The sequence below is a fragment of the Pantoea sp. 18059 genome (assembly GCF_902706165.1).
In the GTDB taxonomy this organism is placed as follows: domain Bacteria; phylum Pseudomonadota; class Gammaproteobacteria; order Enterobacterales; family Enterobacteriaceae; genus Pantoea; species Pantoea agglomerans.
Genome location: NZ_CACSJS010000002.1, coordinates 523,609 through 537,827 on the forward strand (window position 1 = coordinate 523,609; position 14,219 = coordinate 537,827).

At 55.0% G+C, this 14,219-nt stretch carries 15 protein-coding genes; 6 read left to right on the plus strand and 9 right to left on the minus strand.

Translation table 11 applies throughout. The annotated features are described in order from the left end of the window. The first annotated feature begins 31 nt into the window (after positions 1 to 31). Positions 32 to 361: a DUF485 domain-containing protein gene (locus GVJ63_RS09195; RefSeq protein ID WP_010252143.1), complete on the plus strand. Its 330-nt coding sequence runs from the start codon at positions 32 to 34 to the stop codon at positions 359 to 361. Further along, positions 358 to 2,013 (plus strand): cation acetate symporter, encoded by a 1,656-nt coding sequence (locus tag GVJ63_RS09200; RefSeq protein WP_022625224.1) that lies wholly within the window; start codon positions 358 to 360, stop codon positions 2,011 to 2,013. Before GVJ63_RS09195 ends, GVJ63_RS09200 begins: the two co-directional genes overlap by 4 nt. An 82-nt stretch (positions 2,014 to 2,095) precedes the next feature. Here GVJ63_RS09200 and GVJ63_RS09205 read toward each other — a convergent pair whose 3' ends face one another. From GVJ63_RS09205 to GVJ63_RS09215, 3 genes are all read right to left on the minus strand, one after another. Beyond that, on the minus strand, positions 2,096 to 2,641 hold the full coding sequence (locus GVJ63_RS09205) for a YfaZ family outer membrane protein (protein WP_010252147.1): 546 nt from the start codon (positions 2,639 to 2,641) through the stop codon (positions 2,096 to 2,098). A 136-nt stretch (positions 2,642 to 2,777) separates the two neighbouring features. Beyond that, a complete protein-coding gene (locus GVJ63_RS09210; RefSeq protein ID WP_010252149.1) occupies positions 2,778 to 3,473 on the minus strand; it encodes an LrgB family protein in 696 nt (231 codons plus the stop codon). Next, positions 3,466 to 3,891, minus strand: coding sequence for a CidA/LrgA family protein (locus tag GVJ63_RS09215; RefSeq protein ID WP_010252151.1), 426 nt, complete (start codon positions 3,889 to 3,891; stop codon positions 3,466 to 3,468). Before GVJ63_RS09215 ends, GVJ63_RS09210 begins: the two co-directional genes overlap by 8 nt. A gap of 103 nt (positions 3,892 to 3,994) precedes the next feature. On the opposite strand from GVJ63_RS09215, the gene GVJ63_RS09220 reads away from it, so the two are divergent. After that, positions 3,995 to 4,897, plus strand: a complete 903-nt coding sequence (locus tag GVJ63_RS09220; protein WP_010252153.1) for a LysR family transcriptional regulator — start codon at positions 3,995 to 3,997, stop codon at positions 4,895 to 4,897. Positions 4,898 to 4,941: 44 nt separating this feature from the next. Here GVJ63_RS09220 and GVJ63_RS09225 read toward each other — a convergent pair whose 3' ends face one another. The 4 genes from GVJ63_RS09225 to soxR form a co-directional block, all read right to left on the minus strand. Continuing rightward, on the minus strand, positions 4,942 to 6,591 hold the full coding sequence (locus GVJ63_RS09225) for a Na+/H+ antiporter (protein WP_010252155.1): 1,650 nt from the start codon (positions 6,589 to 6,591) through the stop codon (positions 4,942 to 4,944). Between the two features lie 145 nt (positions 6,592 to 6,736). Continuing rightward, entirely contained in the window at positions 6,737 to 8,086 is a 1,350-nt protein-coding gene (locus GVJ63_RS09230; RefSeq protein ID WP_022625223.1) for an NCS2 family permease, read from the minus strand. Between the two features lie 358 nt (positions 8,087 to 8,444). Further along, positions 8,445 to 9,110, minus strand: a complete 666-nt coding sequence (locus GVJ63_RS09235) for a glutathione S-transferase family protein (protein WP_010252159.1) — start codon at positions 9,108 to 9,110, stop codon at positions 8,445 to 8,447. Between the two features lie 39 nt (positions 9,111 to 9,149). After that, positions 9,150 to 9,635, minus strand: a complete 486-nt coding sequence (soxR, locus tag GVJ63_RS09240) for a redox-sensitive transcriptional activator SoxR (RefSeq protein WP_010252161.1) — start codon at positions 9,633 to 9,635, stop codon at positions 9,150 to 9,152. 100 nt (positions 9,636 to 9,735) lie between these two features. Here soxR and soxS point away from each other — a divergent pair, with 100 nt between their 5' ends. Further along, complete coding sequence (gene soxS / locus GVJ63_RS09245) at positions 9,736 to 10,161, plus strand: superoxide response transcriptional regulator SoxS (protein WP_122889189.1); 426 nt, start codon at positions 9,736 to 9,738, stop codon at positions 10,159 to 10,161. A gap of 254 nt (positions 10,162 to 10,415) precedes the next feature. Beyond that, positions 10,416 to 10,697, plus strand: a complete 282-nt coding sequence (locus GVJ63_RS09250) for a YjcB family protein (protein ID WP_010252166.1) — start codon at positions 10,416 to 10,418, stop codon at positions 10,695 to 10,697. A gap of 54 nt (positions 10,698 to 10,751) precedes the next feature. Here the strand turns inward: GVJ63_RS09250 and GVJ63_RS09255 are convergent, their stop codons facing one another. Both GVJ63_RS09255 and GVJ63_RS09260 read right to left on the minus strand, forming a co-directional pair. Next, entirely contained in the window at positions 10,752 to 11,702 is a 951-nt protein-coding gene (locus tag GVJ63_RS09255) for an ATP-grasp fold amidoligase family protein (protein ID WP_010252168.1), read from the minus strand. Between the two features lie 8 nt (positions 11,703 to 11,710). Next, complete coding sequence (locus tag GVJ63_RS09260) at positions 11,711 to 12,967, minus strand: oligosaccharide flippase family protein (RefSeq protein ID WP_031591774.1); 1,257 nt, start codon at positions 12,965 to 12,967, stop codon at positions 11,711 to 11,713. 525 nt (positions 12,968 to 13,492) lie between these two features. Here GVJ63_RS09260 and GVJ63_RS09265 point away from each other — a divergent pair. Then, the gene (locus GVJ63_RS09265) at positions 13,493 to 13,888 is read left to right on the plus strand and encodes a transposase (RefSeq protein WP_003855733.1); all 396 of its coding nucleotides are present in this window, start codon (positions 13,493 to 13,495) and stop codon (positions 13,886 to 13,888) included. Positions 13,889 to 14,219 lie beyond the last annotated feature (331 nt).

Here is a 14,219-nt window from a genome sequence, read left to right on the forward strand (position 1 = left end):
TCTCGCCTGCAAGCCCTCTGGAGAAAATGTGATGAATGACGCCCTTTCGAATCAGGATGCCATCAATCAACAGATTGAGCGTAATCCCCTTTTTCATGAATTAGTCCGTAAGCGCCAGGCGTTCGCGACGCTGCTGTCGCTGATCATGCTGGTGCTCTATGTCGGCTTTATCCTGCTGATCGCATTTGCCCCCGGCTGGCTCGGTACGCCGCTGCATGCCGGCACCAACGTCACGCGCGGTATCCCGATTGGGGTCGGGCTGATTGTGATGTCGTTTGTGCTGACCGGCGTCTATGTCTGGCGTGCCAACGGTGAGTTTGACCGTTTAACGAAAGCGATCCTCAGCGAGGTGAAATCATGACTCGTCTCACCTTATGGCTGCTGGCCTTAATGCTGCCGTTTTCAGCACTGGCTGCCGATGCGATAACCGGTGCCGTGCAGCGCCAGGCGACCAACTACCAGGCGATTATCATGTTTACGATTTTCGTCGGGGCCACGCTGGGAATTACTTACTGGGCCTCAAAGCGCACCCGATCACGTAATGACTACTACACCGCGGGCGGCAATATCACTGGCTTCCAGAATGGCCTGGCGATGGCGGGTGACTTCATGTCGGCCGCCTCGTTCCTGGGCATTTCGGCGCTGGTTTACACCTCTGGTTATGACGGGCTGATCTACTCGCTCGGCTTCCTGGTTGGCTGGCCGATGATTCTGTTTTTAATCGCCGAGCGACTGCGCAACCTGGGTCGCTACACGTTTGCCGATGTCGCCTCATATCGTCTGAAGCAGATGCCGATCCGCACGCTGTCAGCCTGCGGCTCACTGGTGGTCGTGGCGCTCTACCTGATCGCGCAGATGGTCGGGGCCGGTAAACTGATCCAGTTGCTGTTTGGCCTTAACTACCATGTTGCGGTAGTCCTGGTCGGCATTCTGATGGTGATGTATGTGCTGTTTGGCGGCATGCTGGCCACCACCTGGGTGCAGATCATCAAAGCCGTGCTGCTGCTGTTTGGCGCCACCTTCATGGCGGTCATGGTAATGAAGGCGACCGGTTTCAGTTTTAATACGCTGTTCACCGAAGCGATGGCGGTCCATCCAAAAGGCATCGCGATTATGCAGCCTGGCGGACTGGTTAAAGATCCTATCTCGGCGCTGTCGCTGGGGCTGGGGCTGATGTTTGGTACAGCCGGATTACCGCATATCCTGATGCGCTTCTTCACCGTAGCGGATGCTAAAGAGGCACGTAAAAGCGTCTTCTGGGCCACCGGCTTTATGGGTTACTTCTACTTCCTGACCTTTATTATCGGCTTCGGTGCCATCCTGCTGGTGGGCGCTAATCCGGCCTTTAAAGATGCCAGCGGCGCGCTGATTGGCGGCACCAATATGGCGGCGGTGCATCTGGCGAACGCCGTGGGCGGCAGCACCTTCCTGGGCTTTATCTCTGCGGTTGCCTTCGCCACGATTCTGGCCGTTGTCGCAGGCTTAACCCTGGCGGGTGCATCGGCGGTGTCTCACGACCTCTATGCCAGCGTGTATCGTAAAGGTCAGGCGAGCGAGAAAGATGAACTGCGGGTTTCAAAAATTACCGTGCTGGCGCTGGGCGTGGTGGCGATTGCGCTGGGTATACTGTTTGAGAAACAGAACATCGCCTTTATGGTCGGGCTGGCCTTCTCGATTGCGGCCAGCTGTAACTTCCCGATCATCCTGCTGTCGATGTACTGGTCAAAACTCACGACGCGCGGCGCGATGGTGGGCGGCTGGCTCGGTCTGCTGACCGCCGTTATCCTGATGATCCTCGGCCCGACGGTGTGGGTACAGGTGCTGGGCAACGCGAAGGCGATTTTCCCCTATGAGTATCCGGCGCTGTTCTCCATGGCGGTGGCTTTTGTGGGCATCTGGCTCTTCTCGATTACCGACCATTCGCAGCAGGGCGCAGAAGAACGTTCACGCTTCCGTGCACAGTTTATCCGCTCGCAGACCGGCACCGGCATCGAACAGGGCAAAGCGCACTGATCGTGGCTTTTCGTTCATAACGAGCAGGCAATAAAAAAGGGCGGCTACCGAAGTAGTCGCCCTCTTCTTTTGCGCAGCAGAATCAGAAGCGCAGCGATGCACCCACGTACGGGCCATCGACCAGCACGTTATCTTTGCGTCCATCTTTGTTGTTCAGTTCGATGTACTGATAACCTACACGCAGGTTAAGCAGTGAAACCGGCGTGAAGCTCAGGCCGCCACCGGCTTCCTGATAGCTGTCGAGCTGATCGGTGAAAGACTCTGGCGCGTAATAATATTCGCCATACAGGCCCCACATGCTGTTGAAGCTGTAGTGTGCTGCACCACCCAGCGCCACCGCAAATCCATCTTTTCCATCTTCAGGATGGGTGAAGATCGCTTTTGCGGTCGGCGCCAGACGCAGCGGCCCGAAATCAACGTTGTAACCCAGACCGGCACCGTAGGTACTGCCGTCATGGTCGCTACGCAGCCAGTTACCTTTCAGAAACAGACCGGGTGTTGTGGTGCCCAGACCCACATTCAGGTTGGTGTTGTGTTCGCTGACATCAACACTGCCTTCAATCGCCTGAGCGGCACCGCTCATTAAAACCAGCCCGAGGGCGCTCCCGGCAACAAGTTGCTTAAACATGATTCCACTCCGTGAAAGGACAATTAATTCGGCCGCAAGGTTAACAGCCTGAAATGGGGAGACAACAAAATCTGGAAAACTTTACGTAAAAATACGTGTCTCAGCGCAGACCAGCCCCTGTGCGACGGAGTGTAGCCTATATTGTCCACATCAGGTGCCCAATCAGCGGGGCCAGCACCACGGTCACCACGCCAGAGAGCATCATCACCAGGCTGGCGACCACGCCCTCCTGCTCGCCAATCTGATAGGCGCGTGCCGTGCCGGCACCGTGTGACGCCGCACCGAATCCCGCGCCTTTCGCCACGCCCTGCTTAATGGCGAGCCGCAGAAACAGCACGTCGCCGATTGCCATGCCAAACACGCCTGTAATCACCACGAACAGCGCCACCAGATCGGGCTGCCCGCCAATCGGACCCGCCGCAGCCAGCGCAAACGGCGTGGTGATAGAGCGCACGGCCAGGCTGCGCTGAATCGACTCCGGCAGGGTTAACAGCCGCGCCAGCCAGACGGAACTGCAGACGGCGACCAGCGTCGCGGTCACTACGCCCGCGCTCAGCGACAGCCAGTGGCGCTTAATAATTTCCACGTTCTCATAGACCGGCACCGCAAACGCCAGCGTCGCTGGCCCCAGCAGCCAGAGCAGCCAGTGGTTTTCGGCGATGTAATCCTGCCAGCTGATATGCGTCAGCAGCAGCAATGCCACCAGCACCAGCGGCGTCATCACCAGTGGCATCAGCAGCAGCGTCCGCCAGCGGCGATAAAGCCGTTTATTCAGCGCATAAACCAGCAGCGTAACGGCTACACACAGCAGGCTGAGCAGAAAATCACGCATGCGGATCCTGCTTACGCGCGGCACGCGCGACTTCATAATGATAAAGCCGGTCCACCACCCAGGCAGTCGAGGCCAGCACCAGCAGCGTACTGACGCCAATCACCACACAGATGCGCCAGCCATCAACCCGCAGCAGATCGCCATAGTTCACCACCGCCACCACCGCCGGAATAAAGAACAGCAGCATCTCGGCCAGCAGCCAGCGTGACCCGGCTTTCACCCAGTTCAGCGGCACAATCCGCGTCACGATTAACGCCAGCAGCAGCAGCATCCCGACGATATTGGCGGGCAGCGGCAGATGCAGCCAGCTCACCAGCCGGTCGCAGGCGATAAACAGGCCGATATAGAAACCCAGCTGGAGCGGCAGGCTGAGCCATTGCACTGCGCGGTTGCTGCGTAAAGTGAGCGCTAACGCCATCACCTTGTCTCCCCGATTAAATTGATGTCACCAGTATAAATCGTCAACAGAAGGTGAAAAAAATGAATTAAAATTATCGAAATCATGCCTGAAAGGAATAGTTATGGATGTCCGCGCCCTGCGTTACTTTACTGAAGTCGTACGCCAGCAGAGCTTTACCCGTGCGGCGCAGAAGCTGTTTGTGACGCAACCGACCATCAGCAAAATGTTGCGCCAGCTGGAGGAGGAGCTGGGCTGCACGCTGATCCTGCGCGATGGTCGTCGTCTGCACCTCACCGACAGCGGCCAGGCGGTCTATCAGCGCGGCCTGGCGATCCTGCAGGAGTTTCATCAGCTGGAAGCGGAGATTGGTGACATCAACCAGCTCAAAACCGGTGAGCTGCGACTGGGTATTCCGCCGATGGTCGGTATGCAGATTGCCGGTTCGATTTCCGCGTTTCGCCGCCGCTATCCCGGTGTGAAGCTGAAAATCTCTGAGTTCGGCGGTCTGACCGTCCAACAGGCGGTGCTGGCGGGCAGTCTGGATATCGCCCTGACCGCGCTACCGGTCGATGCCGAGCTGCCGCTGAACACCCTGCCCCTGATGCATCATCCGCTCTGCGTACTGCTGCCGCGTCGCCCGGAGTGGCTCAGCCGCCAGCAGATTGGACTGGCAGAACTGGCAGAGCATCCACTGCTGATTTTTAATGAGGAGTTCTCGCTGAATCGTCAGCTGATGCAGGCATTTCAGCGGCTCAACCTGACGCCAACGGTGGCGGTTCGCAGCGGACAGTGGGATTTTCTGGCGGCGATGGTGCAGGCGGAGATGGGGCTGGCGATTCTGCCGGAGCCGATCTGTCAGCGGCTGGATAAGCAGTCGCTGCTGTGGCTGCCGCTGGAATCGGAGCTGAAGTGGAGTCTGGGATTGATCTGGCGGGAAGGGAGTTATCTGTCGCGCAGTGCGCAGGCGTGGATAGCCTGTTGTCGCGAGCATTGGCCGGATGAGCCGCCGCGCCTGTCGGTGTGAAAGGCTGGCACGCCGCATTAACGCGCAGGCGTGCCAGTCAGGACTTACTCCTCTTTTTCGATCAGCAGCGCTTCCAGCAGATCCAGGTCGTGCAGTAACTTCTGCATCGTCTCATTGGAGATTTGCTGGGTGGCGCGCAGATGATAGACCTCAGCACGTTCGGCACGCAGTCCGGTCAGGCGGAAGCGACGCTCCAGGTTCTCGGCGAACAGCGCGTGTTCAAGGTCATTCTTCCCTTCAGCGCGACGACGTAAGTTGCCAATCACCCGCAGACTCACCTCTTTAAGCAGCTCCGGATCGATGTTCTCTTCCGACTCATTCTCCAGCCGCTCTTCCATCTTGTGCAGGCTCTCAATGGCTGCGCCTGCCATTACCGCACGCGCATTCTGCAGCTCGCGACGATGTGCGCCTTTATCAATGGTATCAATGCCGCGCAGCAGAATCGGCAGAATCACTACCCCTACCAATAGCGAGAAGAGAATCACGCCGGTGGCGATAAAGACCAGTTCATAACGCGCCGGGAAAGGCTCGCCGTTGGTCAGGAACAGCGGAATCGACAGGACACCGGCCAGGGTAATCGCGCCGCGCACACCCGCAAAGGAGGCGATCAGCAGTTCACGCAACGAGTAGTTGGAGAACTCCAGCGGCTTCTTCTTCAGCAGGCGTTTGCTGAAGCGCTGCATAATCCACAGCCAGCCAAAACGCACGATCATCAGCGCGGCATAGACCAGCCCGATATCGGCAAACAGCATCCAGAGCTCGACGTTCGGATCGGCCTGCGCCTGATCAACAGAGGTCTGCAGAATATCCGGCAACTGCAGGCCCAGCATCAGGAAGACCATGCCGTTAAAGACGAACTCCAGCATCTGCCAGACGCTGTTGGCACGCAGGCGCATCGCCAGCGGTGCCTGACGAATAATACCGGAACGGGTGATGGTCATACCGGCAGCCACGGCCGCCAGGATGCCTGAGACACCCAGATGTTCAGCAATCAGGTAAGAGGCGAACGGCAGCAGCAGCAGCAGTACGGTCTGGGTAGCCGGATCGTCACCGCTCCAGCGGCTGAGCAGGCGCAGTGACTTACCGTAGAGCCAGCAGATCGCGACACCCGCAATCAGACCACCCACCGCCACTTTCAGGAACTCAACGCTGGCACCGCCCCAGGTAAACACCATGGTACCCATGGCGACTGCCACGGCAAATTTCAGCGATACCAGGCCCGAAGCGTCATTCATCAGGGCTTCGCCCTGCACGATCGACATAATCTTCTTGGGAATACGGCCTTCACCGACAATGCCTGAGAGCGCCACGGCATCGGTCGGTGACAGCACCGCCGCCAGCGCAAAGGCAGGGATCAGCGGGATACCTGGTACCAGCCAGTAGATCAGATAGCCGATGCCGATCACGGTAATCAGGACCAGCGCCAGTGCTAAGCCAATTATCTCGCGACCATGATGCAGGAACTCACTGATCGGCGTCTTCCAGCCATCCGCGAACAGCAGCGGCGGAATAAAGAGCACCAGAAACAGCTCCGGGTCAAAGTCGACATGCAGACCAAAAGTTGGCCAGGCCAGCATCGCACCCACGGCGATCTGAACCAGCGGCAACGGGATCTGAAAAGGGAGGATACGAGCCGCGACGCCAGAGAGCGACACGACCAGCGTCATGATGAGAATTGTAAAAAAGATTTCCATGCTTTCCTTAGGCGTCGTTTCTTTCAATCATTGGTTAAGCGCTAAAGTGTAAAACAAACTGCGGTGAAGATTGTCAGCTACGCGTGCGCCGGGCGGGAAAATAGTGAAAAATTCCGGACGTGCAGCCGCACGCCCGGTTGTACAGTCAGATCGCCCAGCCACCGGCGTAAAACGCCACCAGCGCGATAGCAATAATGACGGTGCCGACGTTGAGCTTGCGCCATTCCCCCGCGAAGAGACGCCCCACGACCAGGCTGGCGAAGCCGATCATAATGCCGGTGACGATGTTACAGGTGAGCACGATAATCACCGCCGTTAACAGGCCCGACATCGCATCGACAAAATCATTGAAGTCGACTTTCGCCACGTTGCTCAGCATCAGCAGACCCACATACATCAGCGCGGGGGCGGTGGCGTAAGCCGGCACCAGATACGCCAGCGGTGACATAAACAGAATGGCAAGGAACAGCAGGCCGACCACAATCGCGGTAAGACCGGTTTTACCCCCCGCCGCCGTTCCTGCCGCCGATTCGATATAAACCGCAGCCGGTGACGCGCCCACCAGACCCGCGAACAGGCTGCTGACGGAGTCGCTAGTCAGCGCACGACCACCATTGATAATCTGGCCCTGTTTATCCAGCAGATTTGCCTGACCCGCGACCGCGCGAATGGTGCCGGTCGCGTCAAAGACCGCCGTCATCACCAGTGCCAGCACGCTTGGCAGCACGACCGGCTGCATCGCGCCCATAATGTCGAGGCTGAACAGCAGCGACTCACCGCTGGCATCACGCAGGCTCGGCAGCGCAAACAATCCTTTGTAGCTCACCGCCGGATCGAAGATCAGCCCCAGCAGCGAAATGGCGATAATTGTCATGAGTATACCGCCGGGCATCCGGCGCTTCTCCAGTCCAATAATCGCTGCCAGTCCCAGCAGCGTCATCATTACCGGGAAGGTGGTGAAGTGGCCCAGCGCCACCGGCAGGCCCGGTGCCGGGTTTTTCACTACCAGGCCTACACCGTCAGCCGCAATCAGCAGCAAAAACAGGCCAATTCCGACGCCAGTGCCGTGCGCCACGCCCATCGGCAGGTTACGCAGGATCCAGGCTCGAATGCCGGTCACTGAGATCAGGGTAAACAGCAGGCCCATCAGGAACACCGCGCCCAGCGCTACCGGCACGCTGATGTGCTGGCCCAGCACGAGGCTGAAAGCGGTAAAGGCGGTTAAGGAGATTGCACAGCCAATCGCCATCGGCAGATTGGCCCACAGTCCCATGATGATGGAACCAAAGCTGGCAACCAGGCAGGTGGCGACAAACACGGCAGTAGGGGGAAAACCGGCCTTGCCCAGCATTCCTGGCACCACGATAACGGAGTAGACCATCGCCAGGAAGGTGGTAAGTCCGGCCAGAATTTCCTGGCGCACGCTGCTGCCGCGCGCCGAGATCGAGAACCAGGCGTCCAGTTTTCCACTGGCCGGGCGTGATTCAGTTGACATAGTTGAGCCTCAAAAATTTTTGTTGTGTGGATCGCTCTGCGACCATCGCTGTCCCTGGAATAAGCGGGTAGACGGCGTCACTGTCGGGTTTTATCCGGCAGGCAAACGTTTACCTTGCCGCAGATAGTTGGCCGCCAGAAGCGGCCAGATAAAAAGGCATGCGATTATCCGGCGTTTAGCGGCACATTTTCAACTGTCAGAGGGAGATTCTTCAGTATAAAGATCAGGCTTAAGTCGCCAGCAGCCACGTGGCCCAGGCCGACGTCAAACGCTGACGCCCTGAAGTTAACGCGATTTTCAGGGGGATGCGCACTGGCGCAGCCGTGATGAGACACGACCCGCCATTGGAAGAGGGGAATTAACCTGGCAGCGAAAGCTCACCGCCCTGATCGATCGCGCGCTGCCAGGCGGCACGCTGTTGCACAGTCTGCAGCCATTTCTGGCTGGCGGGCATCTGCTCTAGTCCGGCACGTCGCGCAAGCGCCAGCAGCGGAAAGCTCATCTGGATATCAGCGATACTGAAGCGCTGACCGGCGAACCAGGGATTTGCAGCCAGATGCTGTTCGATCATCTGCATGTGTGGCTTAAGCTGTTTATCCAGAAACGCCTTCTGCACGCCTTTACCGAATGCCGCCCCGACCGGACGCAGCAGCCACGGCACCGGTGCTTTACCCATTTGACCGAAGATCAGCTTCATCACCAGCAGCGGCATCAGCGAGCCTTCGGCATAGTGCAGCCAGTAGCGGCACTGCAGTCGTGATGCCTCATCACTCACTTTGAGCCGGAACTCGTGATCATATTTCTCTTCAAGGTATTCGAGAATGGCACCTGACTCTGCCACTACCTGGTTCCCGTCGGTAATCACCGGTGATTTTCCCAGTGGATGCACTTTTTTCAGCGCCTCCGGGGCCAGCATGGTCGGTTCGCGTTGATAGCGTTTAATCTGGTACGGCACTTCCAGCTCTTCCAGCAGCCACAGCACCCGATGCGAGCGCGATTTCTCAAGATGGTGAACGGTGATCATCATGATTCCCTGTGTTTTGACCTTCACCAAGTATAGACGTCACTCCACATCCGGATGTTTATCATCCTGTTCCGGGTCAAGCAGCACCGCACCCGAGCCCTGCTGACCCAGCCGGTCGCCGGGATTGCGCAGCGGGCAGTCGCGCATCGACAAACAGCCGCAGCCGATACAGCCATCCAGGTCATTACGCAGGCGGGTCAGGGTTTCAATGCGCTTATCCAGCTCTTCGCGCCAGTGCTGCGTCAGCGCATCCCACTCCGGTGTCGACATGCGCTTGTCAGGCGGAATGTGATCCAGGCTGTCACTGACTGTTGCCAGCGGAATGCCGATACGCTGTGCAATCTTGATAATTGCGACGCGTCGCAGCACATCACGGCTGTATCGCCGCTGATTGCCGCTGTTGCGGGTGCTGAAAATAAGTCCTTTTGTCTCATAAAAGTGCAGCGCCGAAACCGCCACACCGCTGCGGCGCGCCACTTCACCCGGTGTTAAGACCGGTTTCGGATAGTTGCGTTCTTTTTTCATCAGGCTCTTTACCTCAAGTTAACTTGAGGAATTATACTCGCTCTCCATTAAAACCACTAAACTCCCATTACCGCTTATTAAGCACCAGAAGGATGAGACCATGATGCAAGAAGAGATCATTCATTCCCTGACGCACTGGATTGACCAGAACCTGGATAAGAGCCTGTCGATCGATGAGGTTGCCGCAAAATCGGGCTATTCGAAATGGCATCTGCAGCGTATGTTCCGTTCGGTAACGAAGCAGACGCTGGGTGGCTATATTCGCGAGCGCCGTCTGACGCTGGCAGCGGAAGCGCTGTCACAGACACAGCGGCCGGTTTTTGATATTGCGATGCAGTATGGCTATGACTCGCAGCAGACCTTCTCCCGCGTGTTTCGTCGTCAGTTTTCACAGACGCCTACCGCTTACCGCCATACCATGCGCCGCCAGGCGATTCACCGCCCTCGCCTGCTGAGTTTTGGCTGCAATGACGGTATCAGTAGCTTCACCCAGCGCACGACCGGCGAGTGCTGTCCGGTTCGTTGACCCCTCAGATGCGCCCGCCCGGGCGCATCTGACTGATTTCCCCGCCGTTCTTCTTCTACTGCTCACTATTCCCTCACGCCGCTACCATACCAGAGTCAAATTTTGTTCAAAATTTAAAATCGGGTGATATAATGTGACCCAAGTCACACTTTGAACCTGGGTTGACGGCGAAAAAGCACCCCCTGACACACTTTTCCGCCGCCGGTGATGTCCGCAGATTGTCAGGAATACTTACTGATATTGAGGTCCGGCCGATGGCTACGTTAACCGCCAGTTTACTTGTTATGCGTTGGGAATTGCTGAGCGCAATCATGATGTTTTTTGCCAGCACCCTGAAAACCAAACTTCGTCAGGATAGCCGTCACGTGATGGCATTTATGTGTGGCGGGATTGGTTTAGGCATGACCTGCTGGTTTGTTACCGGTCTGATGGGCATTACCCTGAGCATGGATAACGTGCATAACTTTCTGGAAATCTCAAAGCATGCCTTTATCGATGTGATGAGCCAGGCGCCTGCTGACTGGCCGATGCCCTGATTTTTGCGCATAAAAAACCCCGCTAAGCGGGGTTTTTTATATTGCTGTGTGTGCTTAAATTTTCTTCAACATGGCAGGGATATTAACATCCTGCACTGTAACGCCCGGGCTCTGCGTTCCGCGGCGGTCCTGAATCCACATATCTCCCATCATCTGATTTAAACCACGATCTAATCCGGTGACCAGTCCTGCACCTGGGGTGAAGGTCAGTTCGCCAAAGTAGATCCGCTCGTCATGGATATACCAGTCCACACGCACGTAGTCGAAATCACTGGCCAGCTTCTTGCTCAGTTCGAGCGCATGTTCCAGTGACGGCATAATCGGTGAGACATCCAGACCGGTATCGCGAATCTTGTGATAGGCCTCATTGAGGTTATTCACGTAGAAATTCATCGACAGCAGCGGCTGGCAGCGGTTGTAGATCACCTGCAGCACATATTCGAACTTGCCATCACGCTTGTTGAACATATGAAACTTGTAATCAATCGGCGCGCTTTTACCATCACCAATGTACTTCTCAACCAGGATACGTGGCTTGATGTAGCGATAGTGAATCTCACGCGCTTCGTTGGCGAAGTCGGTCTTCAGCCAGCGATAGCAGTCATGAATGATCTGCTGCTTGCGCAGTGCGTCCGGCTCCTCCAGCAGAATCTCTACCATGTTGGAGGCGTGGTTCGGCTTGATCACCGTCCCCTTCCAGCAGGGTAAGCTGTTCAGCGTGGTCGGGTCAGTGGTTTCGTGTACCAGCGGGATCAGGTATTCATTACCGATTTTTTCAGCAATGAATTCGCGCACCGAGTACTTATCTGACAGACGACCATAGCTCTGGTAATCGCCGAAGATAAACTTACGGTACAACACCTTCTCGTTGAACACTTTTGGCTGACGCAGATTGGGCAGCTTTCTGAACTTATGGAAGTAGTAGATGCGGTCCTGATAAGCCCAGGGCATCTTCTTAATAAAATACTGCACACTTCTTCTGAGTTCTTCTTTCAACTTGAGCATATCTGACCTCATTTGTATGTTTTGTAGTTGAGTGAGGAAACCTGAATCTTTTGAATGACGCCGTTTTTAAAGAAGTAATTCATTACGGTCAGGGACAAAAGTTCTGAAAGGAAAACGCTCCACGCGGCCCCCATGATGCCGTGACCCTGGATCAACCACCAGGAGAGCGGCAAACTGATGACCATCAGGCAGATGATTTTCCTCAGCAAGTAGTTAAATCCTCCCTCTTTGACCATGTAGCGATACGCTACGGTCCCCATTGCCGAAAAGCTGGTCGCTATCGACAGCAACGTAATGAGACTTCCTGACTGTGTGAATTCCGGGCCGTACAACGCAATGATGATCCGCTCGCCATAAAGCGAAATGACCAGCAGCATCAGCAATGAAACCGCCATAACATAGCCATTGAGCCGCGCAGCCAGCTTAATGGCGACCTCGCCCCGCTCCCTGAAGATTTCAGTGAAGCAGGAGGTGATGAGCGCCACCGGGATAAAAATCCACGAGGCGGAAATGGTATTCGCCGCCGCAAACAGCCCGAGGTCGCGCGCGGGTGCCGTGCCTGCCAGGAACATCTGCGCCGCTTTTACCTGCACAGAGATAAAGATGCTGGAGATCGCCAGCGGCAGACCGGCATACATCAGATAACGCAGATAGGCCGTGCGCTTTTCGCGCGGTGGCATCTGATCCTGATGGTCCTGATAGAAGTTGTGACGCTTAATCAGATAAGGCACCAGAGTCACTGCGACAATCGACAGCGTCAGCCAGAGCGGATTAAGACGCAGCCAGGCGACGGTGAAGCTGATGCCGAAACTCAGCAGCATGCCCACGGCGTTGGCGATGGTATTAAGACGCGAGGCAAGACGCGCGTTGTTATAAACGCTGAAGGTGTCCTGGGTGACAAAAACCGAGGCAACAAATGAGGCCAGTGCAAATGCCAGGAAATTTTCCTGCATGTTGTACCAGACCCAGATTAAGACTGGCACCGAAGTGACCAGCAACAGCACCATTCTCATCGTGCGGGCGATGGTCATCAGGCGCAGGCCTTTTGACGCATTTTTGCTGACGCGTTTAAACAGAATGGTTTCGGTGCCAAAGATTGCAACGGTTTGCACCATCGCAAATAGTGAAGTAGAAAACGCCATCTGGCCAAACACCGTTGGGCCAAAGGATTTCGCCACGTAAGACGTCACAAAAATGACGCCAAAAACGGAGATGATCTTCTCAGACATCATCCAGGCGGCATTAGACATTACGCTCAATTTCATCGACTCTTCCTTAGTATTACTCAACTACAACCGCTTCGGTACAACATCCCTGTAACGAATTAATAAGCGCTCAGTGGGCCTGGCGAAAATGTAAGACTTCAGACCAAGCTGGTCCGAAAATTGAGATGTAAATCATGATCCGGAGTGTTAATTCAGGATAATTCTTATTATAAATGGCGCGAATCACTTCAGATGGAAACGATTTCAGGCTGAAAATAAAACAACCTTTGAGAGCCCTTCCCGCCATATTAATCAAGTCGGTCAGGCTAAATATCCAATGTACGTAGAATTTTTTCGTATTTTGGATGCGATGAATTTATAACAAAAATCCCCCTCCAGGAAGGCACGCCCACCGGATAAGAATAAAATAAGATTTATCCCATGATGATATTTATTCTAAATATCTTAATTTAGGCTTCGCAATTCAATTCGCGCACTTTAATACTGCCTTAATAGAATCTTACAGTGCCAGAAATTATTAAAGTCATTCTCATCCATTAATCGATAAGAAAGGTAAGAGCATTTATGAGAAAGTCACGATACAGCGAAGATCAAATCACAAATGCCATTAAAGCTTCTGAATCGGGCGTGAAAGTCAGAGAGATTTGTGAAGAGTTAGGCATCTCTGAAGCCACGTTCTACAGCTGGAAGAAGAAGTTTTCTGGGTTGTCTTCGGAAGAAGGCAGAAAAATCAAAGAGCTGGAAGAAAAACTGCAGAACATCACGCGTGAACTGCAGACGCTCAACTCGGACAAAGAGATGCTGCAGAGCGTTCTGAAGCACTTCTTTACCACTAATGAAAAACGTCAGGCTGTGGATTTCCTGCAGGCCACCTTTGACATCGGCACCCGTCGCAGCTGCCGCTTATTAGATATCAGTCGCAGCGTATACCATTATCCGTCAGGCACGGAGAACCGCTAAACCCAATGCTACCGCGCTTTTTAGACTTAACGCTGAGATTTGTTCTTACCAGAAGAGATGAAGATCATTTAACAGGACAATTGCGGCACCCTTTTCCGCTCCATTTATAACTAATGAATGGCTTCACGGCTAAGCTTCTTTTTTTGCGGTAAAATTGATTCACAACAGCAAACGTCTCGCATTCTACGGCTATTCTTCCCTTCCCAATCTCGTTTACGCGGGATTGGGCCCTCCCTTTCTTACGTAAGCCCAGCTAATCGTCGGAACTAAATCGTCTCAATATCATTAAGCCAATTTAAACATCGCGCAAAAAATAATCACCATACATTTG

What these genes read in the sequence shown, in the direction of transcription:
- GVJ63_RS09235 (WP_010252159.1), bottom strand. Translation starts at nt 9,110, where the DNA reads ATGATCACCGTTCACCATCTTGAGAAATCGCGCTCGCATCGGGTGCTG.
- GVJ63_RS09205 (WP_010252147.1), bottom strand. Translation starts at nt 2,641, where the DNA reads ATGTTTAAGCAACTTGTTGCCGGGAGCGCCCTCGGGCTGGTTTTAATG.
- GVJ63_RS09260 (WP_031591774.1), bottom strand. Translation starts at nt 12,967, where the DNA reads ATGAAATTGAGCGTAATGTCTAATGCCGCCTGGATGATGTCTGAGAAG.
- GVJ63_RS09220 (WP_010252153.1), top strand. Translation starts at nt 3,995, where the DNA reads ATGGATGTCCGCGCCCTGCGTTACTTTACTGAAGTCGTACGCCAGCAG.
- GVJ63_RS09250 (WP_010252166.1), top strand. Translation starts at nt 10,416, where the DNA reads ATGGCTACGTTAACCGCCAGTTTACTTGTTATGCGTTGGGAATTGCTG.
- GVJ63_RS09215 (WP_010252151.1), bottom strand. Translation starts at nt 3,891, where the DNA reads ATGGCGTTAGCGCTCACTTTACGCAGCAACCGCGCAGTGCAATGGCTC.
- GVJ63_RS09230 (WP_022625223.1), bottom strand. Translation starts at nt 8,086, where the DNA reads ATGTCAACTGAATCACGCCCGGCCAGTGGAAAACTGGACGCCTGGTTC.
- GVJ63_RS09225 (WP_010252155.1), bottom strand. Translation starts at nt 6,591, where the DNA reads ATGGAAATCTTTTTTACAATTCTCATCATGACGCTGGTCGTGTCGCTC.
- soxS (WP_122889189.1), top strand. Translation starts at nt 9,736, where the DNA reads ATGATGCAAGAAGAGATCATTCATTCCCTGACGCACTGGATTGACCAG.
- soxR (WP_010252161.1), bottom strand. Translation starts at nt 9,635, where the DNA reads ATGAAAAAAGAACGCAACTATCCGAAACCGGTCTTAACACCGGGTGAA.
- GVJ63_RS09195 (WP_010252143.1), top strand. Translation starts at nt 32, where the DNA reads ATGAATGACGCCCTTTCGAATCAGGATGCCATCAATCAACAGATTGAG.
- GVJ63_RS09255 (WP_010252168.1), bottom strand. Translation starts at nt 11,702, where the DNA reads ATGCTCAAGTTGAAAGAAGAACTCAGAAGAAGTGTGCAGTATTTTATT.
- GVJ63_RS09200 (WP_022625224.1), top strand. Translation starts at nt 358, where the DNA reads ATGACTCGTCTCACCTTATGGCTGCTGGCCTTAATGCTGCCGTTTTCA.
- GVJ63_RS09265 (WP_003855733.1), top strand. Translation starts at nt 13,493, where the DNA reads ATGAGAAAGTCACGATACAGCGAAGATCAAATCACAAATGCCATTAAA.
- GVJ63_RS09210 (WP_010252149.1), bottom strand. Translation starts at nt 3,473, where the DNA reads ATGCGTGATTTTCTGCTCAGCCTGCTGTGTGTAGCCGTTACGCTGCTG.